The following is a 24,990-nucleotide window of genomic DNA, read 5'->3' as shown; positions in this document are numbered from 1 at the left end:
TGCCGTTGGCATTTGCGCCGGGCGACTGCGCGCCCGTGGACGCCACCACAGCGCCTGCGCGCAATCGGTGGACAAGCACGTCTTCTGCAACGGCAATCACGGCCGCCGCGGCGGGACACTGCCGATCATCGCCGCCAAGCATCCGCCCCCCCTTGGCCGGCGCGCCCCGCACCGGCCGCCATCGGAGCACCGCGATGAAACGGTCCCTGCATTCCCGCCTCACCCGCTGCCTGCTGGCCGCGGCGCTCGTGGTCGCCAGCGGCTCGGCCTGGAGCTACGCCATCCAGCAAGGCAAGGTGGTGGACGACGCCGGCAACACCGTGCAACTGCGCGGCGTCAACTGGTTCGGTTTCGAGACCTCGCAGCACACCGTGCACGGCCTGTGGGCGCGCAACTGGAAGGACATGATCACGCAGATGCAGGGGCTGGGCTTCAACGCCGTGCGCCTGCCGTTCTGCCCGCAGACGCTGCAGGCGGTGTCGCCCGGCAGCATCGACTACAGCCGCAATCCGGACCTGCAGGGCCTGAACTCGCTGCAGATCCTGGACAAGGTGATCAACGAACTCAGCAGCCGCGGCATGTACGTGCTGCTCGACCACCACACGCCGGATTGCAACGCCATCTCCGAGCTCTGGTACACCGGCAGCTACAGCGAGCAGCAATGGCTGGACGACCTGAGCTTCGTCGCCAAGCGCTACGCGTCGGTGCCGGGGGTGCTCGGCCTGGACCTGAAGAACGAGCCGCATGGCGCCGCCACCTGGGGCAGCGGCAATGCCGCCACCGACTGGAACAAGGCGGCCGAACGCGCGTCGGCGGCGGTGCTGAAAGCGGCGCCGAACTGGCTGATCGTGGTCGAAGGCATCGCCGACACGCCGACCTGTTCGAGCGGCACCGCGCACTTCTGGGGCGAGAACCTGGAACCGCTGGCCTGCACCCCGCTGGCGATTCCGGCCAACCGCCTGCTGCTCGCCCCGCACGTGTACGGGCCGGACGTGTCCATGCAGTCCTACTTCAGCGCCTCCAACTTCCCGGCCAACATGCCGGCGATCTGGGAGCAGCACTTCGGCCGGTTCGTCCAGGCCGGCCACGCGCTGCTGCTGGGCGAGTTCGGCGGCAAGTACGGCCAGGGCAACCCGCTGGACGTGCAGTGGCAGAACGCGCTGGTCGACTACCTGATCGGCAAGGGCATCCACAGCGGCTTCTACTGGTCGTGGAACCCGAACAGCGGCGACACCGGCGGCATCCTCAACGACGACTGGAGCACGGTGCGCAACGACAAGGTGACCCTGCTGAAGAAGCTGTGGGACGGCGCCGGCGCCGGCAGCGGCAGTGGTGGTGGTGAGGGCGGTAACGGCGGTGGCAACGGCGGCGGCGGAACGCCCGCGCCGCCACCGTCCGGCAGCAGCTTCAGCACCAAGGTGCTGGTCGACAGCGACTGGAACGCCGGCTACTGCAACCGCGTGCAGGTCAGCAACACCGGCGGCAGCAGTGGCGACTGGACCGCCACCCTGTCCATCAGCGGCACCGTCAGCAACCTGTGGAACGCCAGCTGGACCCAGTCCGGCACCACTCTCAGCGCCAGCGGCGTGGGCTGGAACAAGACCCTGGCTCCGGGCGCGACCGCCGAGTTCGGCTTCTGCGCCGCGCGCTGAACGCTGCGCTGCGTTCCTGAGATCCCGCACGGCCACGCTCCCCGGGCGTGGCCGTGCGCGGAGCCGGTCGCCGCCCCCTCGGTGTGCCATCAGTCACGTTCCCGCGGCCGCCGCTGCGCCTCTATGCTGGCGCACTGTCCACACTCAGGCCCGGCCCATGCTCCGACCCTTGTCGCTGTTGATCTCCAGCATCCTCACCCTCGGCACCGGCGCCGCCCTGGTCGCCGCGCCGTCGGCCCTGGCCGCGGCCACGCCGGCCCAGGCGACCGCGCCGGAGATCGCCTACACCCGCTTCACCCTGCCCAACGGCCTGACCGTGGTGGTGCACGAGGACCACAAGGCGCCGGTGGTGGCGGTGAGCATCTGGTATCACATCGGCTCGGGCGACGAGCCGGCGGGCAAGACCGGCTTCGCGCACCTGTTCGAGCACCTGATGTTCTCCGGCTCGGAGAACCACAAGGGCACCTACTTCCAGCCGTTCGAGAAGGTCGGCGCCACCGACATGAACGGCACCACCTGGTTCGACCGCACCAACTACTTCGAGACCGTGCCGACCACCGCGCTGGACACCGCGTTGTGGATGGAGTCGGACCGCATGGGCCACCTGCTCGGCGCGATCGGCCAGAAGGAACTGGACACCCAGCGCGGCGTGGTCCAGAACGAGAAGCGCCAGGGCCAGAACCGTCCCTACGGCCGCGTCGACGAGAACATCCTGGCCAACATCTTCCCGGCCAACCACCCCTACCAGCACGACACCATCGGCTCGATGGCCGACCTCGACGCGGCCTCGCTGGACGACGTCAAGCAGTGGTTCCACGACAACTACGGCGCCGCCAACACCACCCTGGTGCTGGCCGGCGACATCACCGTGGCGCAGGCCAAGGCCAAGGCCGAGCAGTACTTCGGCGACATCCCCGCCGGCCGCCCGGTGCCGCGCCAGCAGCCGTGGATCACCCCGCTGGCCAAGCAGACCCGCGGCGTGCAGCACGACCACGTCGCGCAGCCGCGCATCTACCGCACCTGGGTCGCGCCGCAGTTGGGCACCGACGATGCGGTGCTGCTGGACCTGGCCACCACCGTGCTCGGCGGCGGCAAGACCAGCCGCCTGTATCAGCGCCTGGTCTACCGCGACAAGTTGGCCGACGACGTCTCCGCCGGCCTGCAGTCGTTCGCGCTGGCCAGTCAGCTGCAGATCACCGCCGACGTGAAGGAAGGCGTGGACCCGGCCAAGGTCGAGGCCGCCATCGCCGACGAACTGCAGAAGTTCCTGGCCGAAGGCCCCACCGCCGACGAACTGCAGCGCGCCCAGGTCGGCTACCGCGCCGGCTTCGTACGCGGCCTGGAGAAGGTCGGCGGCTTCGGCGGCAAGGCCACGGTGCTGGCCGAGGGCCAGGTCTACCGCAACGATCCGGGCGCCTACAAGAAGGACCTGGAACGCGCGCAGGCGGCCACCGTCGCCAGCGTGCGCAAGGCCGCCGACACCTGGTTCGGCAAGGGCGACTACCTGCTGACCGTGCTGCCGGCGCCGGAAGGCTTCGATCCGGCCGCCGAGGACAAGGCGGTCAAGCCGCTGGCCGCGGCACCGGGCAAGCCCGCGCCGAAGGTGCCGGCCAAGGGCAACTACAGCGTCGGCAAGTCGCAGGTGGACCGCGCCGCCGGCGTGCCGGAGACCAGCCAGTTCCCGAGTCTGAGCTTCCCGCAGCTGCAGCGCGGCAAGCTCAAGAACGGCATCGAGGTGGTGCTGGCCGAGCGTCACACCATCCCGGTCACGCAGATCCAGCTGCTGTTCGATGCCGGTTACGCGACCGACCGCGGCAGCAAGCTCGGCACCGCCAACTTCACCGCGGCGCTGATGAACGAGAGCACCCGCAACCTGGATTCGGTGGACGTGGCGCAGCGCCGCCAGCGCCTGGGCGCGATGACCAGCGTGTCCTGCGAACTGGACAGCTGCGACGCCTCGCTCAACGCACTCAACGACCAGCTGGCGCCGTCGCTGGACCTGTTCGCCGACATCGTGCGCAACCCGGCGTTCAAGGCTGACGACATCGAGCGCATCCGCGGCCAGTGGCTGGCCTCGATCGCGCAGGAGAAGACCCAGCCGCAGGGCCTGGCGCTGCGCACCCTGCCGCCGCTGCTGTACGGCCCCAGCCATCCGTACGGCGTGCCGCTCACCGGCACCGGCACCGAGGCGGCGATCAAGAGCCTCACCGCGGGCGACCTGAGCGCGTTCCAGAACAACTGGCTGCGTCCGGACAACGTGCGCATCCTGGTCGCCGGCGACACCACCCTGACCAAGATCATCCCGCAGCTGGATGCCGCGTTCGGCGACTGGCAGGCTCCGTCCGGCAAGCGCCCGACCAAGAGCCTGCCGCAGGTGGCCGCGCAGCCCAAGCCGCGCGTGTTCCTGATCAACCGCGACGACGCCCCGCAGTCGCTGATCCTGGCCGGCCTGCTGGCGCCCTCGACCAAGGCGCCGAACAACCTGGCGATCGGCGTGGCCAACGGCGCCTTCGGCGGCACCTTCACCTCGCGGCTGAACATGAACCTGCGCGAGGACAAGCGCTGGGCCTACGGCGCCAACAGCTTCATGATCGACGCGATCGGCCAGCGCCCGTTCCTGTTCTTCGCCCCGGTGCAGACCGACAAGACCGCCGAATCGGCCGCCGAGATCCTCAAGGAAGCCAAGGCCGTGGTCGGCGACAAGCCGCTGACCGCCGCCGAGATCGCCAAGATCAAGGAACAGCGCGTGCGCGCCCTGCCGGGCAGCTTCGAGACCACCGGTGCGGTGCTCAGCGCGATGGAAGGCATCGTCCAGTACGGCCGCCCGGACGACTACGTGCAGACGCTGAAGACGCGCCTGGAAGCGGTCGACCAGCCGGCGGCGGAAGCGGCGATCAAGGAGATCGTGGCGCCGCAGGCGATGACCTGGGTCATCGTCGGCGACCTCAAGCAGATCGAAGCGCCGGTGCGCGCGCTGAAGCTGGGCGAGGTGCAGGTGCTGGACAGCGACGGCCAGCCGGTCAAGGCGAAGGCCAAGGCGGCCGCCAAGCAGTAACGCCGCACACGCCTGGCGGGACGGTCCCGCCAGGCGCGACGCGCCGGCCCCCGCATGGGTGGCCGGCGCTATCGCAACGCATCGCCATCGCGCGATGCGTCATGCGAGCAGTCACTTGCACGCTTCGCTCCGGCGCAACGTGCATGCACGCAAGCGCACAGCGCGCAGCCATCGCGGCGCGCTGCACGCATCGGCCGCACGGCATGCAAGTCCTGCACGCACGGGTGACCAAGGCGGCGCGCCGCGCCCTGCGATGTCCGTAGACCTGTCCGACCAGGCATCCTCCAAGACATAGACTCGCCTTCTGGACGCTGTTGCCGATCGGCGATCGCGATGCGCAAGCATCGCCCGACAGGGCGGATTTGGAGCCGGCCATGTCCTTCACGGCCCTTGGCCGCAGCGCTTGCTATCCCCAAGGCCTGTCCTCGCCTGGCACCGCCGATGCCGACCGCTTCTCCCCACCGCGGCGACGCCGCGCCCCGCATCCGCGTCGGCTGCGCCGGCTGGTCGATCGCCAGCTCGCAGCGCGCGCTGGTCGGCGACGGCGCCAGCCAGTTGGCGCGCTATGCCACGCGCTTCGATGCGGTCGAGATCAATTCCTCGTTCTACCGCCCGCACCGCCCCGTCACTTACCAGCGCTGGGCCGATAGCGTGCCGGCGGATTTCCGTTTTTCGGCCAAGCTGCCGCGCACGATCACCCACGACGCGCGCCTGTACCGCGTCGCGCCGCTGCTGCAGACCTTCCTCGGCGAAGTCGGCCATCTCGGCGACAAGCTCGGCTGCCTGCTGGTGCAACTGCCACCGAGTCTGGTCTTCGATGCGCGCACCGCCGCCACCTTCTTCGCGATGCTGCGGCGCCGCTGGCATGGCGGCATCGCCTGCGAACCGCGCCACGCCAGCTGGTTCGGCGCGCGCGCCCAGGCACTGTGGCAGCGCCACCGCATCGCCCGCGTGGCCGCCGACCCGGCCCTGGACGCCACCGCCGCGCAGCCGGCAGGCACGGCGGCGCCGGCTTACTGGCGCTGGCACGGCGCGCCGCGCATCTACTACAGCGACTACGCCGACGACACACTGCGCAGCCTGGCCGAACGCGTCGTCGCCGCCACGCCGCACTCGGACGACGCCTGGGTGATCTTCGACAACACCGCGCTCGGCCACGCCCTCGACAATGCCGCCACGCTGCAGGCGCAACTGCGCGCGCTCGGCGCCGGCACAGCGGGCTGACCGCCATGCCCGCCGACTCTCGTTGCGGGGCACGCCCCGCTCCGACGACTGGAGCCAGCCCCGCGTTCGCCGCCCCGCAGGAGCGGCGTCAGCCGCGACCCAAGCAGAGGGAAGCGCCGGTGCGTGCGCTGAAGCTGGGCAAGGTGCAGGTGCTGGACAGCGAAGGCCAGTTGCTCGAGTGCCGAGCGGCACGGCGCGCGCGACAAGGGCCTTGGCGTGCACCGCGTCACGCTTGCACGCTTTTCCACACGGCATCCGCGCGCCCTGCGGTATGGTGCTGCGCCTCGCGATCCGCGCCAGACCCGATGCCGCCAAATGACCGATGAAGCCCAGCGCCAGCGTGTCCTCGACAGCTACCGCATCGTCGGCAGCCTGCCCGAGGACGCCTACCAGGACATCGTGCAGATCGCCGCCGCGCTGTGCGATACGCCGATCGCGCTGCTGTCGCTGCTGGACCGCGACCGGCAATGGTTCAAGGCACGGATGGGCCTGGAGGTGCCGCAGACCGAGCGCAGCCAGGCGGTATGCGACCACGCGATCCGTGAGCCCAAGCAATTGCTGGAAGTGCCCGACCTCGCCGAGGACCCGCGGTTTACCGACATCTCGGTGGTCCGCGGCGACACCGGCGCGCGCTTCTACGCCGGCATGCCGCTGGTGACCGATGAGGGCATCGCCCTGGGCACGGTCTGCGTGCTCGACACCGCGCCACGCCAGCTCACCGATGCCCAGCGCGACGGCCTGCGCGCACTGGCGCGCACCACCATGCGCCTGCTCGACGAACGCCGCCGCACCCTGCAACGCGAACGCGAGGCGATCCTGCAACCGCATTCGACCGATACCCACGGCGCCGCCACCGATGGCCGCTACCGGGTGGTGATCCTGGAAGTGCAGGAACTGGCCGCGCTGGCCGAGCGGCAGAGCGAACGCCTGCTGGGTAGCAGCCTGCAGCAGCTCGACCGCACCCTGGCCAGCTACGTGCACGACGGCGGCGCCGACACGGTGGACCGCGCCACCGAGCACGCCGAGTTCATCGTCATGCTGCATGGCGCCGATGCCGAACAGAAGCTGCGCGGCCTGCGCGAGATCGCCGCGCGGCAGCAGGCGCTGGGGCTGACCGTCCTGGTCGGCGACGCCCAGGCCACGCGCGCGGACGAGCCGATCGGGCTGGTGTTCCTGCGCGCCGAAGCCGCGCTCAGCGCCGAGAAGGACCGCCAGCGGCCGCAGACGCCCTGACCTGCGCGGCGCGTGCCGCCGCGCGTCGTAGCGCGCTAGACGGCCCCCGCCCTGACACGGGTGGCGCTGAGCCCCCCCCCCCCGCAGGCGGGCAGCCCCCAAGCTGGCACGGCGATCGAGCGCCGAGCCCTGCAGCGGCCCCGTTCTTGCATGCCCCCCAGGCGTTGCGGTCCTCACCGGTGCGAGCCGGCCGGCGCGCGGCCGCCAGGGCACGATCGGCAGGCCCCGCATCGGATCCGGCCGCGGCCGCCCCGTCTCCGCCTCGGTCGTTTACCATGCCGCACGCATCCTGCTCTGGACCTGACATGAGCCATGCCGCTCCTCCCTGCTGCACCCCGCTGCTGAGCCTGTCGCTCGGCCTGTTGCTCGGTACCGCCGACACCGCCATGGCCGAGGCCGCGCCGGCGACGACGCTGACCGCGCCGGCACCGCCGCCGCAGACGCCCGACCTGGCCTACCCGGAACTGTTCCAGGCGGTGCAGCGGCAGGAGCTGTTCGACGACCAGAAGCACTTCGTCGATGCGCTGCCGTTGCGCGACCCGGCGCTGATCAACGCCGACTATCTGGCGCAGCGCCAGCAACCCGGCTTCGACCTGCGCCGCTTCGTCGCCGCCAACTTCGAGGAATCCGGCCCGGTGCAGACCGAGGCGATCCGCCAGGACACCGGCCTGCGCGAACACATCGACGCGCTGTGGCCGCTGCTGGTGCGCCGCCAGGTCGAGGTGCCGGCCTACAGCAGCCTGCTGTCGCTGCCGCACCCCTACGTGGTGCCGGGCGGGCGCTTCCGCGAGGTCTACTACTGGGACTCCTACTTCACCATGCTCGGCCTGGTGGAGAGCGGCGAACACGAACGCAGCCGGCAGATGCTGGACAACTTCGCCTACCTGATCGACACCTACGGGCACATCCCCAACGGCAACCGCACCTACTACCTGAGCCGCTCGCAGCCGCCGTTCTTCTCGCACATGGTGCAGTTGCAGGCCAAGGTGGAAGGCGATGCGGCCTACGCGCGTTACCTGCCACAGTTGCAGAAGGAATACGCGTACTGGATGGAGGGCGCGCAGAACCTGGCTCCGGGCCACGCGCATGCGCACGTGGTGCGGCTGGCCGACGGCAGCCTGCTCAACCGCTACTGGGACGCCCGCGACACGCCGCGCCCGGAAGCCTGGCTGCACGACGTGCGCACAGCCGCCGAGGCCAAGGACCGCCCGGCCGCCGAGGTCTACCGCGACCTGCGCGCCGGCGCCGAGAGCGGCTGGGACTACTCCAGCCGCTGGCTCGGCGACCGCAAGACCCTGGCCAGCATCCGCACCACCGCCATCGTCCCGGTCGACCTGAACAGCCTGCTCTACCACCTGGAGAGCACTCTGGCCGTGGCCTGCGCCAAGAACCCGGGCGCGGCCGGCTGCGACACCGACTACGCGGCCCTGGCCAGCGCACGCAAGACCGCGATCGACAAGCACCTGTGGAGCGATGCCGGCTACTACGCCGACTACGACTGGCAGCAGCGCCGGCTGCGCGAGCAGGTCACCGCCGCGGCGCTGTACCCGCTGTTCGTCGGCGTCGCCTCACCGGCCCGGGCCAAGCGCAGCGCCGACACCGTGCAGGCGCAGTTGCTGCGTCCCGGCGGCCTGGCGACCACGCGCCTGCACACCGGCCAGCAGTGGGACGAACCCAACGGCTGGGCGCCGCTGCAGTGGATCGCCGTGGACGGCCTGCGCCGCTACGGCCAGGACGCCCTGGCGCAGCGCATCGGCAGCCGCTTCCTGGCGCGGGTGCAGGCGCTGTTCGCGCAACAGCACAAGCTGGTGGAGAAGTATGCGGTGGACGCGCAGGCCAAGGGCGGCGGCGGCGGCGAGTACGCCCTGCAGGACGGCTTCGGCTGGACCAATGGCGTGACCCTGTTGCTGATGGATCTGTACGCGGCACCGGCCGCCGCGCCGACAGCGGCGCACGCGCAAGCGCAGGCCGACGCCGAGGCGGAAGCAGTCGCGCTCTGAAGCGCCACGGGCGGCAGCGCGGCCACGCCGCGTCCGCCTGCGCATGCGCATGCGTCATCGCCAGCGGTCGGCGCCGCAGCTACTGCGCCGGCGTCTCCACGGGGATGCCCATCGCGACGCGATAGCGCTGGTACAGCGCCATCACCTTGTCGATGTACTCGCGGGTCTCCGCGTACGGCGGCACGCCGCCGTAGCGCGCCACCGTGCCGATGCCGGCGTTGTAGGCCGCGGCGGCGAGCACCCGGTCGCCGGCGTAGCGACGCAGCAGCGCGCGCATGTAGCGCGCGCCGCCGGCGATCGACTGGTCGGCCGCAAACGGGTCGTGCACGCCGTATTCCTTGGCGACTTCCGGCAACAACTGCATCACCCCCTGTGCGCCCTTGGGTGAGACCGCGGCGGCATCGAAGCCGCTCTCGGCATGCGCGATCGCGCGCAGCCACGGCTCGTCCACGCCGGTGGCGCGCGCCGCGGCGCGGAACTGCTTGGCATGCGGTTGCAACTGGGGCGCGCCGACCTTGCCGAGGCCGGGATGCGCGCTTTCGCCCGGCGGGGTCACCGCGGTGAAGCGCAGATAGGGCCGCGAGCCCGGCAGGTTGCGCGTGGAGTAGACCAACTGGCCGTCCTGCTCGCGCTCGTACAACGTGCCGCTGAACACGCCCAGGTTGCCCCACAGATTGGGCGTGGCGATCGCCGCGTCATCCAGCTCCTTCGGCGTGCAGCGCGAGCCCGGCTCCGGCGCCGTGGCCAGGCTGACCGTGCCGTCGCGCACGCAGCGGTACACGGTGCGCGCAGACGCGCCGGCGACCACGCCACAGCACAGCAGCAGGCACAGCGCGGCACGGGCAAGCGGCATCGGCGACATGATCGAACAGGACGGGCGCGCATCATCGCCCAGCGCATGTCGACGCGAGTGACGGCCGGTCCCTCGGTCCGCTTTCCGACAGCCCCTTGTAGGAGCGGCTTCAGCCGCGACCAGGCGCCGACACACCACGACGGTGCCAGACACCACGCGTCGCGGCTGAAGCCGCTCCTACAGGAACTTGCGACGCGTTGTCTGGGTGCACTGTGGGAGGGACTTCAGTCCCGACTGCTGCCATGGTCGAAGCGCCCCGCCGCCTCCGCTCTTCGCAGCTGAAGCCGCGCCCATCGCACGCTACCTACGGCGCGCACGCCGCCAGTTTCTGGTCGGCATACCACAGCGCGCGCCGCGCCAGGTCGTAGGCGCTGTCGGCCTCGCGCGGCAGCAGTTGCTGCGCGCGGATCGGGTCGGCGCCCTTGGTCATCGCGGTCTCCACCTGCAGCAGCGCATCCAGGTGCTGCTGCACAGGCGCCAGCAGGCGCGCGCGCTCTGCCGCCGGGCAAGCGCCGCGGCGTTGCTGCAGATCGGCCAGGGCCTGGCGAATCCGCCGGCTGGCTTCGCCATCCAGTCCCGGCGCCTTTTCGAAGGCGATCGGCGCGGCCTTGTAGGCATCGCCGGTGGCCTCGCTGCCAAGGTCGCTGGGGCGTTCGTGTAGCGCCGGATTGAAGCGCACGTCCGGCGGCGGCCGCGCCACCGCCGTCTGATGGGTGTTCTTGGGCAGCAGTTGCCTGATCGCCCGGTCGATGCCCTGCACGGCGACGTCGCCGAGGGTGCCGTCGCTGGCCCAGTCCTTGTCGAAGCGGGTCGACCGGTAGTCGATCGGGTTGGGCCGTTCGAGCAGGCGCTTGGACTTGGCGACGTCGCGCGGATTGAGCGTCCCCGGCGGCGTGCCTTGCGCCTGCGCGAACGGATCCACCGCCACCCCGCCCGGCAGGCGCGGATGGCCATCGCCGGTATAGAGCGTCGCCGCCATCCGCGTGTCGGCCGCGGCGGGCGCAGCCTGCGTGGGCGTGGGCTGAGACGGCGGCGCGGCGGCGGGCGGCTGCCGTGCGGGGGCGTGCGTGCGTGCGGCCGTCGACGGCGCGGGCGCGGGGGCCGATGGCGGGACCGCGGCGCGCTGCACGGATTGCGGCGGCAGGAACACCAGCCGCAGCGCATCGTCGGCCGCCACGCGTGGCGGCGCCGATGGTGCGCCCCACAGCAGGCGCCCCAGCAACACCAGGATCATTGCGGTCGCCAGTGCCGCCCACAGCTGCTGCCAACGGTCTTGCGCAGGGAGGGCGGTCACGACGATCGGGGATCCATGGGCAGGCGCGATAGCGAATGTGGAGGACGGACCGGTACAGCGTGCCGCGAGTTCCGTTGCCGGCGCGTGCCGCCGAGCGCGGCGGGCGGCGATACGGCGCCACCTGCAGCCGCTCTGCGCACGCAAGGCCTTGTCCTGCCAGGGATTGTGCCGGCACGCGCGGAAACCGGCTAAGGTGGCGCGCGCCGGCGCTGCGACAGCCGGCGTACAGCCAGCGGGCACCGGCGCCCGCCCTGCCGCAGGAGACCCGCATGATCCGACGCCTGGCCGCCACCCTGCTCGGCGCCGCATTGGCGCTGCCGGCGCACGCCGCGCCCTCGCACCTGGACAGCGTCCTGCAGCGCGGCGCGCTGCGCGTGTGCACCACCGGCGACTACGCGCCCTATAGCCGCCTGCGTGCCGACGGCAGCTACGAAGGCATCGACATCGCCCTGGCGCAAGCGCTGGCCGAGAGCCTGGAGGTCAAGATCCAGTGGGTGCCGACGCGCTGGCCGACCCTGCTGCCGGACCTGCTCGCCGACCGCTGCGACATCGCCGTCGGCGGCATCTCGGTGTCGCTGCTGCGGCAGCGCCAAGCCTGGTTCAGCGCGGTGCTGGAGGTCGACGGCAAGATCCCGCTGGTGCGCTGCGCCGATCGCGCGCGCTACCGCGCCATCGCCCAGATCGACCGCCCCGAGGTGCGGGTGATCGAACCGCGCGGCGGCACCAATGAGGCCTTCGCCCGCCGCGAGTTGCCGCATGCGCAATTGCTCCTCTCCGACGACAACCCGGCCATCTTCCGCGACCTGCACGAGGGCCGCGCCGACGTCATGATCACCGACGCCTCCGAGGCGCGCTTCCAGCAGCGCCAGGTACCGGGCCTATGCGCGGTGGCGCCGCAGCAGCCGCTGCAGTACAGCGAGAAGGCATTCCTGCTGCCGCGCGACGACATGGCCTGGAAGGCCTACGTCGACCAGTGGCTGCACCTGAGCAAGGCCAGCGGCGCCTATGCGCGGATCGTGGCGGCGTGGCTGGGCGAGCCTGAGGCGACGCCGTAGGCTTCCCGCCTGCACGCGCGCAGCCGCTATGCTGCCGCAGCCGGTGGCGTTCGCCCCGGCATCGGGGACCTCAACAAGGAGAGAGCATGAAACTGCAATGGAGAACGCTCGCGCTGGTGGGCGTGATGTTGCTGGCAGCCGGCTGCGCGACCAACAGCGTGGTGCACCAGAGCTACAAGGCGACCACCGCCGAAACCTACTGGTACCAGCTCACCGGCAACGACGATACCGACGCCGAGAGCCTGGCCATGTTCCGTCGCCAGCTCGACGCGCAACTGGACGCGGCACACCTGCACGGCGCGCAGGGCCAGGCCAATGCGCGCAAGATGACCATCGTCATTGACCACTACTACATGCGCAGCAACGGCGCGCGCTTCTGGGCCGGCATCATGGCCGGGCGCGACAAGATCAAGAGCCGGGTGGACATCGCCGATACCAACGGCAAGACCGCCGCGCAGTTCGACGTGGAATCGACCAACAGCACCGCCTGGGGCACCTCCGAAGGCCTGATCGAGCGCCACGCCCAAGAGATCGTCGAGCGGCTCAAGCAACTGCAGTAGCACGTGCCGCCACCGCGCTGCTCGCAAGGCACTCCGATCATCTGCTTCCACGACGATCAGCCGGATGCAACTAGCCCCGTAGGAGCGGCTTCAGCCGCGACGGAGCGTTCCCGGTGAAGCCCGTCGCGGCTGAAGCCGCTCCTACGGGACGCGCCTCGGAGTGAGAGAGATGCCCTGTCGTCGATCAAGCATCACTTCAGATATGCAAGGCGGCCAGCGCATGCCAGCCCCGCTCAGCCGGCCAAACCCAGTTGTTCGGCCAGGTCGCTGCGCGGCGAACGCCCGTACAGCCGGCTGTATTCGCGGCTGAATTGCGACGGGCTCTGGTAGCCGACCCGGTAGCCGGCCGCGCCCACGTCCATGCGCTCGACCACCATCAGCCGCCGCGCCTCGCGCAGGCGCAATTGCTTCTGGTACTGCAGCGGCGTCATTGCCGCGACCGCACTGAAATGGTGATGCAGCGAGGACACGCTCATGTTGACCTGGCGCGCCAGGTCTTCGATCCGCAGCGGTTCGGCGTAGTGCTGGCGCAGCCAGGCGATGGCCTTGGCGATGCGGTTGCTGGGGCTGTCCTCCTGGGCGATGCGCAGCAGGTTCGGCCCGCACGGACCGACCAGCAGTCGGTACAGGATCTCCTGTTCGATCAGCGGCGCCATCGCGGCGATGTCGGCCGGCCGCTCGAGCAGCCGCAGCATGCGCAGCGTCGCGTCCAGCAGGTCCGGGCAGGCGGTGTTGACCGACACCCCGCGCGGGCGCTCGGCACCGACCTGCGGCGGTAAGGGAATGCGCTCGAGCAGTTCGCGCAGCCGGTCCGGCCGGATCGACATGCCCACGCCCAGCAACGGGTGTTCCGGGCTGGCCTGGGTGATGCGCGAGACCACCGGCAGATCCAGCGTCACCAGCAGAAAGGTGCCGACCCCGTAGCGGTACTCCTCGCTGCCCAGGGTCAGGCACTTCTCGCCCTGCAGCACCAGCGCGAAGACGGGCCATTGCGCGGTATGCGTCTTCGGCGATGGCGCGGAGCGGTAGGAACAAAAGAAGCCCTCGATGGCGGTATCGTGGTCGCCATCGGGCGTGGCCAATCGGGCAACCAGGGCGGCCATTTCCTGGTAGCGGTGGGCGAGCGCGGTCATCGGCAAGGGCGCCGTAGCGTGCGGAGAAGGAAGGGAAGCTTGCACGATGCTGCGCCGGCACGGACCACGGCGCGACGCGGCTTGCAGGATCGTACAAGAATTCCGTTGGATCGCGCTAACGCGTCCTCGGCGCGGGCCAGCATCCTGTGTCGGCCGGTTCCCGTCCCGGCGCCGTCCCGGAACGCCCGCCCCCGCCCGCCTGTTCCGGCCGTTCGGCCCTGTCCCTTCCCCCATGCCCCTCGTCGCGCTGCCGCGTCGCCGCCAGCGCGCCATGCGGGCGACGCAGACCGCAGGAGAGACCGATGCATCCCCATACCGAAGCCCTGGAAATCGCCACCTTCCGCCTGCACGACTGCACCTGGCGCACCTTCCTGCGCGCCAATGCCGAAGTCGATGCCTGGCTGCAGCGCCAGCCCGGCTTCCGCTCGCGGCGCATCGCCCGCCGCCGCGACGGCAGCGTGGTCGACATGGTGCTGTGGGACAGCGTGGCGCACGGCACCGCGTCGGCGCGGCGGCTGATGCGCGAACTGCAGGGCGCCGCGATCCACGCCCTGATCGATCCGGACACGGTGTCATGGGACATCGCCGCGGTGCAGCACGTCAGCGGCGAGGAGCACGAGGCGACGGATGCCGCAGCGGAGGCCGACAGCCTTGCGGCGTGATCGGTGTCGCGGCGCCTAGCCGATCCTCAGATCCAGCCGCGGCGGCGGAACCAGACCGGTGATCGCCTGCGCTCGCATGTGCACCGAAATTCGGTATGGCGCATGCGTTCGCTCAGTGGCGGATGCAACGCGCATGGCATGCCCCGCGTCATGCCATGTCGCGCTCACGGCTGGAGCGCTGTTGAAGGGGCCTGCAGTGTCTGCGCGTCAGGCGCCGCCGCGCTCGTGCCAGGCCAGAAAGCCGGCCATCTGCAGACCCGACGCCAACACCTGCAGATACTCGCCACGCCGCGACTCGGCGGCCGCGGCATCCTGCGGCCAGCGCTCAAGCAATGCCTGTAGCCGCGGCAGATCCACGACGCGATTGGCCAGCGGGGAGCGACGAGCATCGGCCAGTTGTGCCTGCAGCGCGCCGCGCTGCGCACTCAAGCGCGCGAACCAGTCGCCCTGTTGTACACCGACCATGCGGTTGGCATGGATCTCCGGCGGTGCGCCGCGTGCGGCCAGCAGGCGGCGCGGCAACGCGCGAGTGACCCCGTCGCGCAAGAACTGGTCCAGCGGCAGGCTCCCGAAGAATTCGATCACGCGCCGGTCGCCGAGTGGAAAGCGCATGTCGACCCCGGAGACCGCACGCAGCGTGTTCATGACGTCCATTGGGCCTGCATCGCCCAGCATCCACTCGCGCAGGGTCCGCAGGGAATGATGCCCGCCTCCCAGACGCAACCGGTATCGGTCCCGATCCAGCGACTGGCGCATTCCTACCGTATGCGCCAGCGCTGGCTGCAGCGCCGCCTCCGCTTCCCAGAACGCAGCCGGCAGGCCATGCCAGAGACGCAGTAGCGCAACCGGCGCAAAGGGACGCAACAGGTAGCGCTGCACGGTCTTGCGCCGACTCAGGCCTTCGCTGACAGCAAGTGCGCGCAGCTGTGCCGCCAGCACCCGCCACTGCCTCTGACGCAACAGTTGCGGCAGGCGCAACCGGCCGTCGTAGCTGAAGAACGCGTTGCCAAGTTCGCCGCCCAGCATCACCCGTCCGCCACGCGCATGCAGAAACCGGTACAGCGGAAAGAACCAGGCCATGTTGGAGGGCGTGCGGACCGGCTGCGCGCCTTCCCGCCACCAACACGCGGGATCGTGTTCACCCCAGTCGTCGCCATCATCGCCGACCAGATGCCAGTCGATCCCTGGGTGGCTGGCGGCAAGGCAACGCGCACGCGGTACCTCGTCGTAATAGTGGGTGGCATTGGCGGCTGCGGTCGCCGCCAGCGGGGCACGCGTGAGCGCAAGCAGCGGCGCCGGCGCCCGTTGCCGCGCTGCCGACAGCATCACCGAGCCGCTGTCCAGTCCGCCGGTCAGGCAGGTCGCCACCGGACCGTGCGCGCGCAGCGCGTCGCTCACCGCACGATCCAGCACCTCGGCCGCGGCAGCCTCAACTTCGGCGTCGTCGCGCAAACGCAGCGAACCTGCCTCGGGTGGCGACCACCAGCGCTGGCAGTACATCGCCTCGGCGGTCAGCACCGCCGCATGCGCCATCGGTACCCGGTCGACAGCGCGATAGATGGTGCGCTCGGGACGCGCACGGGCCATGATGAGCCTGTCGGCCAGGGCGCGATCGTCCAGATCCTTCGGTACCTCCGGCAGCACCAGCAGCGCTCGCAGGCGCGTGGCGAAGGCGATCAGGCGTGGCCCGCGATGCACGAACAACGAGCGCATCCCCACCGGGTCGCGGGCTAGCAACAGGCGCTGCAGGTCCGGCCGATACAAGGCCAAGGCAAAAGACCCGTGGAGGCGCGGCAGCGCCGCGACATCCCAGCGCTGCAAGGCCTGCAGCAGCAGCGCGCCATCGGGCATGGCGGCATCGGCGAAATCCCCCAGCGCCGCTGCCAGTTCCTGCCGCGCAGCCAATGTCACGTCGGCCGCGAGCACGGCGCCCGATGCCCCCACGCATGGCATCGCCTCATCGGCATCCTGCGGGGTGAAGACATGCTGGCGATGCACTAGCGCGAAGGCACCGTCCTGCCAGACCCGGACCGGGCCGATCCCGCGTGCATCCAGCGCCTGGCCGATGCGCTGGATATCGCCAGGCGCAACCGGCGTGCCATCCAGCCGCCAGACGCCGGCAAAATCACTCATGCCGCCCCGTGCAGGCGTTCAGGCTCAAGAACCGGTACTCGTCCCGCCGCCATCATCGCCCGCTACAGTGCCGTTCGCCGTTTCGTCGATCGACAGGAAGGACACCACGGGTGCCGACCACGCTTTGCGTCCGCCCTCGACGGAAGCAACAGACGAAACAGTTGGTTGGTGCTCATACATCGCGGAATCTCCTTATCTGCTTTTTGCTATGGGACCTGACGCCTGCTTCCCCAGCGCATCAGTACAGGCGCAGCGGGCACGACGCGCGCCCCTGCCATCCATCGTCCGCTCCGATTCCCCCGGACGCGCCCGCCGATTAAGCTTGTGCAGGGTGTTTTCAGGTTACCACCACATGCCGCCCGCGGCGCTCACATGTCTACGCCAGAGGCGACGCGCATCGTCATCTGCGCTGCCGGTTTCCGGCTCGCGCTTCAACCGCGTGCGCTTTTCCTGCCGGTCGCGGCAGCCGGCATGAGCCTGCACCGATTCCACTGGCGCAGGCTCTTGCCGATCCGTCGCGGCGTGCGCCTGTTGTATCGCGCCATGCGCAGCCGCGAGGGCCGCACCTATGCCTGGCTGCAACTCACCTCGCCGGTGCCGCTGTTCCAGGATTACGCGACCACCTCGATGGATCGTTACCCCACCCTGTTCAGTTTCGTCCGACAGACGCTCGGTGCCGATCGCCACGTGCGGCTGCTGTCCTTCGGCTGCGCCAGCGGCGCGGAGGTATTCAGCCTGCGCGCGTACTTCCCCAATGCCACGATCACAGGCGTGGATATCCATCCCGATTCGGTTCGCGCCTGCCTGCGCCAACTGCGCGATCGGCCCGATCCCGGGTTGCAGTTCCGCCTGGCCGGCGATACGACCGGCGAGGCCGACGGCGCTTACGACGCCATCTTCTGCCTGGCGGTGCTGCGTCGCGGCGATCTGGGGACGTATCGCGGCGAGCGCTGCGATCATCTCATCAGGTTCGAGGACGTGGAGGCGCAGTTGCTCGACTTCGCACGTTGCCTGCGCCCTGGCGGACTGCTGGTGCTGCGCCACGCCAATTTCCGCCTGCGCGACACGCAGGCGGCACGCTGGTTCGACACAGCGCTGTGCGTGCCGACGCCAGCACGTGCGGATACGCCGCTGTTCGGTCCGGACAATCGGCGCCTGGCCGAGCAGGCCGACGAACAGGCCGTGTTCCGGCGCCGCATCGCCCCCTGCGATTAGCAGGCAGAACCGGCGCTTTGCAGCGCACGGCGTCCTCGGTAAGCTCCTGCATTCCACACCGACCTGGCACCAGGATGCACATCGCACCAAGCACGATCATCGCGCGGACGCCCGGTTGCCTTGCCGCCGAGATGGGCGATGAACTGGTTCTCATGAGCACCGAACGCGGGCTCTACCTGTCGCTGGACCGCGTCGGCAAGGACGTGTGGTCGCATCTGGATCCGCCCTGCGCCTTCGCCACGCTGTGCGATCGCCTGAGTGCCGAATACGCAGCGCCCCGGACCACCATCGAGACCGACGTGACGACGCTGCTGGAAACGCTGCGCGACGCCGGGGCGGTGGAGATCCGCGTCTGACACACGTCTCTGCCAATCGGTCATCGCCCGCTATGTCCCTGCACTATCGGTACGTGTTATGCGATTTGCAGGTGAGCAGTACGCTGGCATTGCCGGAACTTGCCCCCTGGACGGGCAACGCCGAGTGCATCGCTGCGGACGTGACGATCGAAGAAGCCCCGGTTCCGGACCGGTTGGACACGGCCGAACCTGCCGACTCCTGGTTGAGTGTCGGCCGCGATGGCGCGATGCTGCTGCAGGTGCCGCAGGTGGTCCGCATCCTCGTCCAGAGCGGCCGCTCGATGCGCGTGCAAAGGCTGGACTCGCAGGACGAGAGTTGGCGGCTGTTTCTGCTCGGCTCGGCGCTGGGCTATCTGTGCCTGCAGCGCGGCCTGTTCCCACTGCATGCCGCCTGTCTGCGCATCGGCTCACGGACCGTGGCCTTCGCCGGCCATAGCGGCGCAGGGAAATCCACGCTGGCGGCGGCCCTGCTGCAACGCGGCCATGGCCTGCTCAGCGACGACCTCACCGTCATCCGCAGCGATGGTGCCCACGGCATCACGATGCTGCCGGCATTTCCGCGGCTGAAACTGTGGCGCGACACGCTGGAATCGCTGCAGTTGCCGATGACCGGCACGCCACGGGTGCGGCCAGGCATGGACAAATTCGATCTGCGTCCAAGCATCGGCTTCGATGCCGCACCGGCGACGTTGGATGCGGTCGTAGTCCTGCACGATGCACCTTCGGAGCCGCATCTGCAGCGTCTGTCGCCGCATGCCGGATTGGCGACGCTGCACGGCTACCTGGCACGCCCGCAGGCGGCCGAACGCCTGGGCCTGCGCGCCTCCATGTTTGCGCAGGCCGCCGCCATTGCCCGCCAGGTACCGGTCTGGCGACTGCAGCGCCCGCGCCGCTTCGACGCACTCGCCGCCACAGCCGACCTGCTCGAGGCGCACTTCGGCACATGAGCCGGCGCGGCATCTTCTGGCTCGCCTCGTATCCCAAGTCCGGCAATACCTGGGTTCGCTACCTGATCGCCAGTCTGCAGAGAGGCGCTGCCGCAGTAGACCTGGACGAACTCACCACGGCGCTGCCGAACGCCGCATGGCGCGCATGGCTGGCACGCTACCTCGACGTGGATATCGGCGACCTGACGCCGGCCGAGCTGCATCTGCTACGCGCCGCCGCCTACCGGCGATGCGCAGCGCAGACCCTGAGCGTGCTCAAGGTTCACGACCGCTACGACGCCACGCTGTTTCCCGCCACGGCGACAGTCGGGACTGTTTACATCGTGCGTGATCCGCGCGACGTCGCCCCGTCCTGGGCGGACCACGCCCGCCTGGATCTGGACACCGCCATCGGCCAACTTGGCGAAAGCGGAGCCACCGTCTGCGGCACGCTGTCCGCATACCGTTCACAGGCTCGGCAACGTTTCGGCTCATGGTCCGAGCACGTGGCGTCCTGGCAGCAGGTGCCCGGCCCACGTCTGCTGCTGCGCTATGAAGACCTGTTAACCGATCCACTGCGGGAAACCACGCGCTTGGCCGACTTTCTCGGCCTGCCCACGGATCCCGCACTGGTGGAGCGTGCGGTGGCGTCGTGCCGTTTCGAGGCGCTGCGCGAGACAGAGCAACGCCGTGGATTCGCAGAACGCCAGGACGGACAGACGCACTTCTTCCGCCAGGGCCGCACGGGGGCGTGGCGCACGGTGCTCAGCCCGGCACAGGCGGCGCGCGTGCTCACCGACCATGGCCCGGTCATGGCCTGGCTGGGCTACCGGGACGATGCACCGCTTCCGGAACGCTCATCCGGGAAAGCATGACCCGCTGCGGGACCAGACCATCTGCCAGGCGATGTCGGTGTCGGCATATGCGTGAAAGCCAAGCCGGCGATACAGGCCAGCCGCAGGATTGTCTTTTTCCACCTGCAGCAACACGTCGCGGCCATCGGCCGCCGCTTGCTCCAGCAGCGCAGCGATCAACGCCGTTCCCAAGCCCTGCCCACGGCGATCCGGCCGCAGCAGGATATCCATCAAGCGCACAGCGCCTGCCGCATCGCCCCCCAGATACATCCGCCCGATGACGCGCTCATCTTCGAGCAGCACCAGGAACAGCACCTGCTCCTGGCTGACGGTGTAGTGACGCTGCTGCGCCGCGAACTGCTGGTCGATGAACGCGGCGCGCGCCACATCGTCCCACTCCAACATCGCGAACTCGGCCCAGCGTTGCTCCCGATACAACGCGCGCAGCGCCGGCAGGTCCGCCACGCATTCCGGTCGTGTCTGCATGCCCCGCACCAGCAACGGCGCGGGACAGTCGAAGCGCAGCGTGCTCAATCCCGTTCCGGATAGATGCCGTCGGTGGCGCAGATGCAGTAGCGCATGGCGGTGAAGGGCTGCCGATTCTCGTGCGCCTGAGCTGGCACGGGGTTCGCGGGAAACGGCGTCAGACTGTTCGGAGACATGGCTGCGGGAGTGACACTGGCCGCCGCCGTGTACTGCCTGTACGTAGTAGTGCTGCCGGTCGGATTGATCAGACGCGATATGTAGGCGGTGGCGCCAGGCGTCGCACTGAATGCGGTCTGTGCCGATGCGAATGGCGTGAACTTGCTGGTGATGGTGTGGGTATGGGCCGGCAACTGCGCCGCCGACACCAGCGCGACGGAGTCGGCGCCATCCAGTTGCGCCAGCGCATAGTTGCTCAGGCCCGTCCCCTGACCGCGACCGACCACGGCACGGCCACGCAGGTCCGGCAAGCCGAACGTCGTACGGCCATCGCCCCCATAGAAATTGGAGAGCAACGAATACAGCATCTGATACTGCTGCACGCTCACCAACTGGCCCATGCAATCGAGCCAACCCTCCGGTGCGAAGGTATAGGGAAACGCACGCACCTCGCCGATGAAGCTGTTGGACATGTCAGGCTCCTATGCGATGGCCGATCAAGGCCGATCCGGAAACAAACCATTCAGGCAGATAAGGTAGTTCAACGCCTGCGTGGCCATACGGTTGTCGTGCGCCTGGTTCGCGCCGGCAGATCCGACCGTGCTGGCAGCCAAGGTGGGCACCACCGGTGTAGAGCCGCTGGGTGGCGTGAAATATTCCACGTTCGGGGTCGGCGGCACCGCGAACAGATTGCCGGTCGGCACCACGGTCGTGGCAGCCGCGGTAGTCGCCTGCAGCGTATGCCGATGCACCGGCATTTCCGTCAATTGCAAGGTCATGGTTTCCACGCCCAGTTGCTGCCCGAGCACGCGTGCGGTCAGTTGCGGTGCCGGCGCACGGGGCACGCCCTGCCCTTGCCCGATCGGCACCCGGCTGCGCAGGTCCGGCAGATTGAACGTGGTCCTGCCGTCGCCACCGTAGACGGTGCCGATAAGCGAGTACAACGCAACGTAATCCTTGATCAACAACTGGCGGCCATCGCAGAACGCCCAGTTTTTCGGCTCGAAATAGCTGGCGAACAAGATGATTTGACCAATGTAGGCGTCCATAGATGTCGTTTCCTTCGTGGCGGGCGTCAGGGGCGGGACGGAAACAGACCGACCGTGCAGATGCAGAAGTTCAGTACCAGCGACGGTTGCACGTTGTTGTGCGCAGCGCCCGCGCCCTCCTCGCTGACCGCATCGGGAGCCAACGCGACCAGCGTCCCCGTTGGCGCATACAGGTACTGCGGATCGGCGGGTTCGGCGATATAGGCGTTACTTGCCCCTGCAGTCGTTCCCACCGCGGCAACCGCATTGACGGTATGAATATGTGGCGGAATCTGCGCGGCGGAGAGCGCCACGCCTTCGAGACCGCCATAGTTGCCCACGGAGTACATCACTGGCGGCGAGGTGAGGGGGTTGGCGCCCTGCCCCACCGGCACCCGACCGCGCAGATCGGGCAGATTGAACGTGGTCTTGCCGTCGCCGCCGAACTGATTGCCGAGCAGCGCCGCGAGTGCCTGATTGCCTTGAATAGGCAGCGAGCGCCCATCGCATGGCAGCCATCCCCTGGGAACCCAGTCCATCGTAAACAGGCGAATTTCGCCTATGAACGCATCGGTCATACGTCGTCTCCTTGAGAGCGGATCAGCGAGAGGCCATGGCTGCGATCGCGCACGAAATTGCACCGCCCTGGGCGCCGCGTCATGCGTCGAGGGCTATGCTACACAGCGTACGAGTGGGCGATACATCAGTCCGATGCCGATCCGCATCGCACGGGAATGACAGAGACGGACAAGAATCATGTGCGCACTGAATCACTTAGCACTTTTTCGAGGGAATGCAGTGCGCGCTGGTCAAGAAATTTTGTCTACACTCGAATACAAGTCATCCGAATCGACAAAATCGGCCTCAGTTTGGGAGACACCTGCCACTGAAGCGCGCAATGAATCCGGGTTCCATCCTTGATAGCGACAACACCCGGATGGTCGCCCGCCTTCGCCTATGCGCTGGGACTGTGGCGGGCGCGAGCCGATCCATCGCTTGCAGGCGACGTCGATCCGCATGCCTTCGCGCGCGTGCTCGCGCAACATCGTCTGGCGTTGGCACTACCGCCTGCCGACACGCTGGCGGCAACCATGCCGGCACCGCTGTGCGATGCGCTGCGCCAACGGCAACGCCGCATGCTCGTGCACACATTGCGACAGACGGCGGCGCTGCAGCAGATCGTCCGTTGCCTGGACGACGCCGGCCTGCGTCACTGCCTGCTCAAGGGACAGGGCTATGCCGCCCTGTTCGGCATGCCACAGCATCGCGAAGCCTGCGACATCGACCTGTTGATCGATGCCGCCGACCGCGATCGCGCGCTGCCGCTGTTGCAGCGCCTGGGCTATGTGCTGGACGCCGATGCGGCGCGCGCGCTGGACCGCTACGTGCGCGACAATCACGCCTTATCGTTGCGGCATGCCGGCAGCGGACTCGTGCTGGAATTGCATCTGCGTCTGGCCAACCAGGCCCGCGAGTTTCCGCTGCAACCCGCAGCGCTGTGGGACCACCACACCACCCTCGTCCGCGTGGCCGGGATGCAGGTGACCACACTGGCACCGCCGCTGGCGGTGGTCTATGCCGCCTTCCACGGCAGCAAGCACAACTGGCACCGCGCGTTCTGGCTGGTGGATCTCGCGCAGGCGCTACGCAGCCCGGCGCTGGACTGGCATGCCACGCTGGCATTGGCACGCAGCCTCGGCATGGAACGGCAACTGGCCCTGGGCGTCTTGTTGGCCGAGGCCACGCTCGGCGTCAGCGTGCCTGCGGTCTTGCGCGAACAGACGTCGTTGCTGCGCAGCGCGCGCTTCGCCGCCGACACGCTGCTGCCGCACCTGGATGCGCTCGGCTCCGATCGCGGCGCCGACTTGGCAGCCCGACTCGGCATGGCGCGCTATACCCTGCGCCTGCTCTCGCTGCAATCGAACTGGCGCGGCCGCCTGCAGCTGATCCCGTTCCTGCTGGCGCCCACCGAGGACGACCGCGCGGCCACGCGCCTGCCGCGGCCGCTGCAATGGGCCTATCCGGGGCTGCGCGCGCTCCGCCTGGCCAGGCAGCACCTGCGCAAACGCCGTGGCATCCGGCGCAGCCCGGACTGACCGCCGCTGCCGCTCAGACCCAGCCGCGCCGGCGGAACCACGCCAGCGGCACCAGCATGCTCAGCGCGATCACGCCCAGCGCCCAGTAGTAGGCGTCGTGCCATTTCAGCTCGGGCATGTGCGCGAAATTCATGCCCCAGATGCCGACCAGCACCGTCGGCGGGATGCCCACCACCGAGGCCACCGCCATCACCTTCATCACGTTGTTCTGGTCGACGTTGATCATGCCCAGCACGCTGTCGAGCAGGAACTCGATGCGGTCGTCCAGGTGCTGCTCGAATTCGATGAGGGTGGCCAGATCCTTGTGCAACAGGCCGATGCGCTTGGCCGCGTCCTCGCCGAACCAGTCCGGCGCGGCGTCGTCCAGGTAGGTGGCCAGGCGCAGCAGGCCGTGACCGGCGTTGTGCATGCCGCCCAGGCGCCGGCCCATGTCGCCGACGTCGTGCAGCATCCGCTCCAGATGCCGCGACTTGTGCCGCGCGTGCGGCTTGGCGAACGCTGCGCGCGTGGTCTCGGTGATCTGCGCTTCCAACGCTTCCAGGCGGTCGGCCAGGCGCCCGACCAGTTCGTCGAGCAGGCGCAGCAGCAGGTCGTCGCTGCTGCGGCAGGGGTTGTGCTGCAACTGCGCGGCCACCGCATCCAGCGAGGCCATCGGCTGCTCGCGTTGGGTCACCAGCACCCGCGGCGACACCGCAAAGCCCAGCGGCGCGGTCGGGCCATCGTCGTCCTGGAAGCGCGGCACGTTGAGGAACAGCACCTCGCCCTCCACCCGCACCCGGCTGCTGAACTCGATCTCGCCGATGGCCGCACGCGTCGGCACGGCGAAGCCCACCTTCTGGTCGACCTCGGCCAGGTCCGCCTCGCTCGGCCGGCACAGGTCCACCCAGCATACCGGCGTGTCCGAGGTGCCGCCGAGGCGATGGATGGTGATCATCGGGATGGGCTCGCGCAGGAAAGGCCGCGAGCATCCGTCAGCGCGCGCGGAGCGTCAACGCCCGCCACGCGCACCGGTTCAGGCT

The 24,990-nt window shown here is 69.3% G+C and carries 23 protein-coding genes; 13 read left to right on the top strand and 10 right to left on the bottom strand.

Going from position 1 to position 24,990, the window contains the following annotated elements; genetic code table 11:
• Positions 1–194 precede the first annotated feature (194 nt).
• From FHR66_RS00215 to treA, 5 genes are all read left to right on the top strand, one after another.
• Positions 195–1,652: a cellulase family glycosylhydrolase gene (locus tag FHR66_RS00215; protein ID WP_160968226.1), complete on the top strand. Its 1,458-nt coding sequence runs from the start codon at positions 195–197 to the stop codon at positions 1,650–1,652.
• A gap of 157 nt (positions 1,653–1,809) precedes the next feature.
• The gene (locus tag FHR66_RS00210) at positions 1,810–4,707 is read left to right on the top strand and encodes a M16 family metallopeptidase (RefSeq protein WP_160968228.1); all 2,898 of its coding nucleotides are present in this window, start codon (positions 1,810–1,812) and stop codon (positions 4,705–4,707) included.
• Positions 4,708–5,148: 441 nt separating this feature from the next.
• Positions 5,149–5,931 (top strand): DUF72 domain-containing protein, encoded by a 783-nt coding sequence (locus FHR66_RS00205; RefSeq protein WP_160968230.1) that lies wholly within the window; start codon positions 5,149–5,151, stop codon positions 5,929–5,931.
• 315 nt (positions 5,932–6,246) lie between these two features.
• The gene (locus tag FHR66_RS00200; RefSeq protein ID WP_160968232.1) at positions 6,247–7,164 is read left to right on the top strand and encodes a GAF domain-containing protein; all 918 of its coding nucleotides are present in this window, start codon (positions 6,247–6,249) and stop codon (positions 7,162–7,164) included.
• A gap of 305 nt (positions 7,165–7,469) precedes the next feature.
• The gene (gene treA, locus FHR66_RS00195; protein ID WP_160971051.1) at positions 7,470–9,164 is read left to right on the top strand and encodes an alpha,alpha-trehalase TreA; all 1,695 of its coding nucleotides are present in this window, start codon (positions 7,470–7,472) and stop codon (positions 9,162–9,164) included.
• A 79-nt stretch (positions 9,165–9,243) separates the two neighbouring features.
• Here the strand turns inward: treA and FHR66_RS00190 are convergent, their stop codons facing one another.
• Complete coding sequence (locus FHR66_RS00190) at positions 9,244–10,017, bottom strand: lytic transglycosylase domain-containing protein (RefSeq protein ID WP_160971049.1); 774 nt, start codon at positions 10,015–10,017, stop codon at positions 9,244–9,246.
• Positions 10,018–10,321: 304 nt separating this feature from the next.
• Entirely contained in the window at positions 10,322–11,251 is a 930-nt protein-coding gene (locus FHR66_RS00185; RefSeq protein WP_456361736.1) for a hypothetical protein, read from the bottom strand.
• A 329-nt stretch (positions 11,252–11,580) separates the two neighbouring features.
• Here FHR66_RS00185 and FHR66_RS00180 point away from each other — a divergent pair, with 329 nt between their 5' ends.
• The gene (locus tag FHR66_RS00180; RefSeq protein WP_160971047.1) at positions 11,581–12,366 is read left to right on the top strand and encodes a transporter substrate-binding domain-containing protein; all 786 of its coding nucleotides are present in this window, start codon (positions 11,581–11,583) and stop codon (positions 12,364–12,366) included.
• Between the two features lie 86 nt (positions 12,367–12,452).
• Positions 12,453–12,926 carry a DUF4410 domain-containing protein gene (locus FHR66_RS00175; protein ID WP_160971045.1) on the top strand — a complete coding sequence of 158 codons (474 nt, stop codon included), beginning with the start codon at positions 12,453–12,455 and terminating at the stop codon, positions 12,924–12,926.
• 233 nt (positions 12,927–13,159) lie between these two features.
• Here the strand turns inward: FHR66_RS00175 and FHR66_RS00170 are convergent, their stop codons facing one another.
• On the bottom strand, positions 13,160–14,059 hold the full coding sequence (locus FHR66_RS00170; protein WP_160971043.1) for an AraC family transcriptional regulator: 900 nt from the start codon (positions 14,057–14,059) through the stop codon (positions 13,160–13,162).
• Between the two features lie 302 nt (positions 14,060–14,361).
• Here FHR66_RS00170 and FHR66_RS00165 point away from each other — a divergent pair, with 302 nt between their 5' ends.
• Positions 14,362–14,721, top strand: coding sequence for a hypothetical protein (locus tag FHR66_RS00165; protein ID WP_160970338.1), 360 nt, complete (start codon positions 14,362–14,364; stop codon positions 14,719–14,721).
• A 207-nt stretch (positions 14,722–14,928) separates the two neighbouring features.
• Here FHR66_RS00165 and FHR66_RS00160 read toward each other — a convergent pair whose 3' ends face one another.
• The gene (locus tag FHR66_RS00160) at positions 14,929–16,854 is read right to left on the bottom strand and encodes an asparagine synthase-related protein (RefSeq protein WP_160970340.1); all 1,926 of its coding nucleotides are present in this window, start codon (positions 16,852–16,854) and stop codon (positions 14,929–14,931) included.
• A 24-nt stretch (positions 16,855–16,878) separates the two neighbouring features.
• Positions 16,879–17,034, bottom strand: a complete 156-nt coding sequence (locus tag FHR66_RS00155; RefSeq protein WP_167087260.1) for a hypothetical protein — start codon at positions 17,032–17,034, stop codon at positions 16,879–16,881.
• 291 nt (positions 17,035–17,325) lie between these two features.
• Here FHR66_RS00155 and FHR66_RS00150 point away from each other — a divergent pair, with 291 nt between their 5' ends.
• From FHR66_RS00150 to FHR66_RS00135, 4 genes are all read left to right on the top strand, one after another.
• Positions 17,326–18,069: a class I SAM-dependent methyltransferase gene (locus FHR66_RS00150; RefSeq protein ID WP_160970342.1), complete on the top strand. Its 744-nt coding sequence runs from the start codon at positions 17,326–17,328 to the stop codon at positions 18,067–18,069.
• Positions 18,070–18,143: 74 nt separating this feature from the next.
• Positions 18,144–18,425 (top strand): PqqD family protein, encoded by a 282-nt coding sequence (locus FHR66_RS00145; protein WP_160970344.1) that lies wholly within the window; start codon positions 18,144–18,146, stop codon positions 18,423–18,425.
• A gap of 71 nt (positions 18,426–18,496) precedes the next feature.
• Positions 18,497–19,372, top strand: a complete 876-nt coding sequence (locus tag FHR66_RS00140) for a hypothetical protein (protein WP_343160698.1) — start codon at positions 18,497–18,499, stop codon at positions 19,370–19,372.
• Positions 19,369–20,226 (top strand): sulfotransferase domain-containing protein, encoded by an 858-nt coding sequence (locus FHR66_RS00135; protein ID WP_160970348.1) that lies wholly within the window; start codon positions 19,369–19,371, stop codon positions 20,224–20,226. Before FHR66_RS00140 ends, FHR66_RS00135 begins: the two co-directional genes overlap by 4 nt.
• Here the strand turns inward: FHR66_RS00135 and FHR66_RS00130 are convergent.
• The 4 genes from FHR66_RS00130 to FHR66_RS00115 are packed head-to-tail and all read right to left on the bottom strand — an operon-like array spanning position 20,209 to position 22,453.
• A complete protein-coding gene (locus tag FHR66_RS00130; protein WP_237475454.1) occupies positions 20,209–20,739 on the bottom strand; it encodes a GNAT family N-acetyltransferase in 531 nt (176 codons plus the stop codon). The two genes, FHR66_RS00135 and FHR66_RS00130, sit on opposite strands and share 18 nt — an antisense overlap.
• Positions 20,736–21,320, bottom strand: coding sequence for a phage tail protein (locus FHR66_RS00125; RefSeq protein WP_160970350.1), 585 nt, complete (start codon positions 21,318–21,320; stop codon positions 20,736–20,738). The genes FHR66_RS00130 and FHR66_RS00125 overlap by 4 nt, the downstream gene beginning before the upstream one ends.
• 24 nt (positions 21,321–21,344) lie before the next feature.
• The gene (locus FHR66_RS00120) at positions 21,345–21,896 is read right to left on the bottom strand and encodes a phage tail protein (RefSeq protein ID WP_160970352.1); all 552 of its coding nucleotides are present in this window, start codon (positions 21,894–21,896) and stop codon (positions 21,345–21,347) included.
• Positions 21,897–21,922: 26 nt separating this feature from the next.
• The gene (locus FHR66_RS00115) at positions 21,923–22,453 is read right to left on the bottom strand and encodes a phage tail protein (protein ID WP_160970354.1); all 531 of its coding nucleotides are present in this window, start codon (positions 22,451–22,453) and stop codon (positions 21,923–21,925) included.
• Between the two features lie 339 nt (positions 22,454–22,792).
• On the opposite strand from FHR66_RS00115, the gene FHR66_RS00110 reads away from it, so the two are divergent.
• The gene (locus FHR66_RS00110; RefSeq protein ID WP_160970356.1) at positions 22,793–23,971 is read left to right on the top strand and encodes a nucleotidyltransferase domain-containing protein; all 1,179 of its coding nucleotides are present in this window, start codon (positions 22,793–22,795) and stop codon (positions 23,969–23,971) included.
• Between the two features lie 13 nt (positions 23,972–23,984).
• Here the strand turns inward: FHR66_RS00110 and FHR66_RS00105 are convergent, their stop codons facing one another.
• Entirely contained in the window at positions 23,985–24,905 is a 921-nt protein-coding gene (locus FHR66_RS00105; protein ID WP_160970358.1) for a CorA family divalent cation transporter, read from the bottom strand.
• Between the last annotated feature and the right edge of the window lie 85 nt (positions 24,906–24,990).

This window comes from Xanthomonas sp. F4 (genome assembly GCF_011761895.1).
The sequence above is the reverse complement of the archived record's forward strand: the minus strand, read 5'-3'. Positions and strand labels throughout refer to the sequence as shown.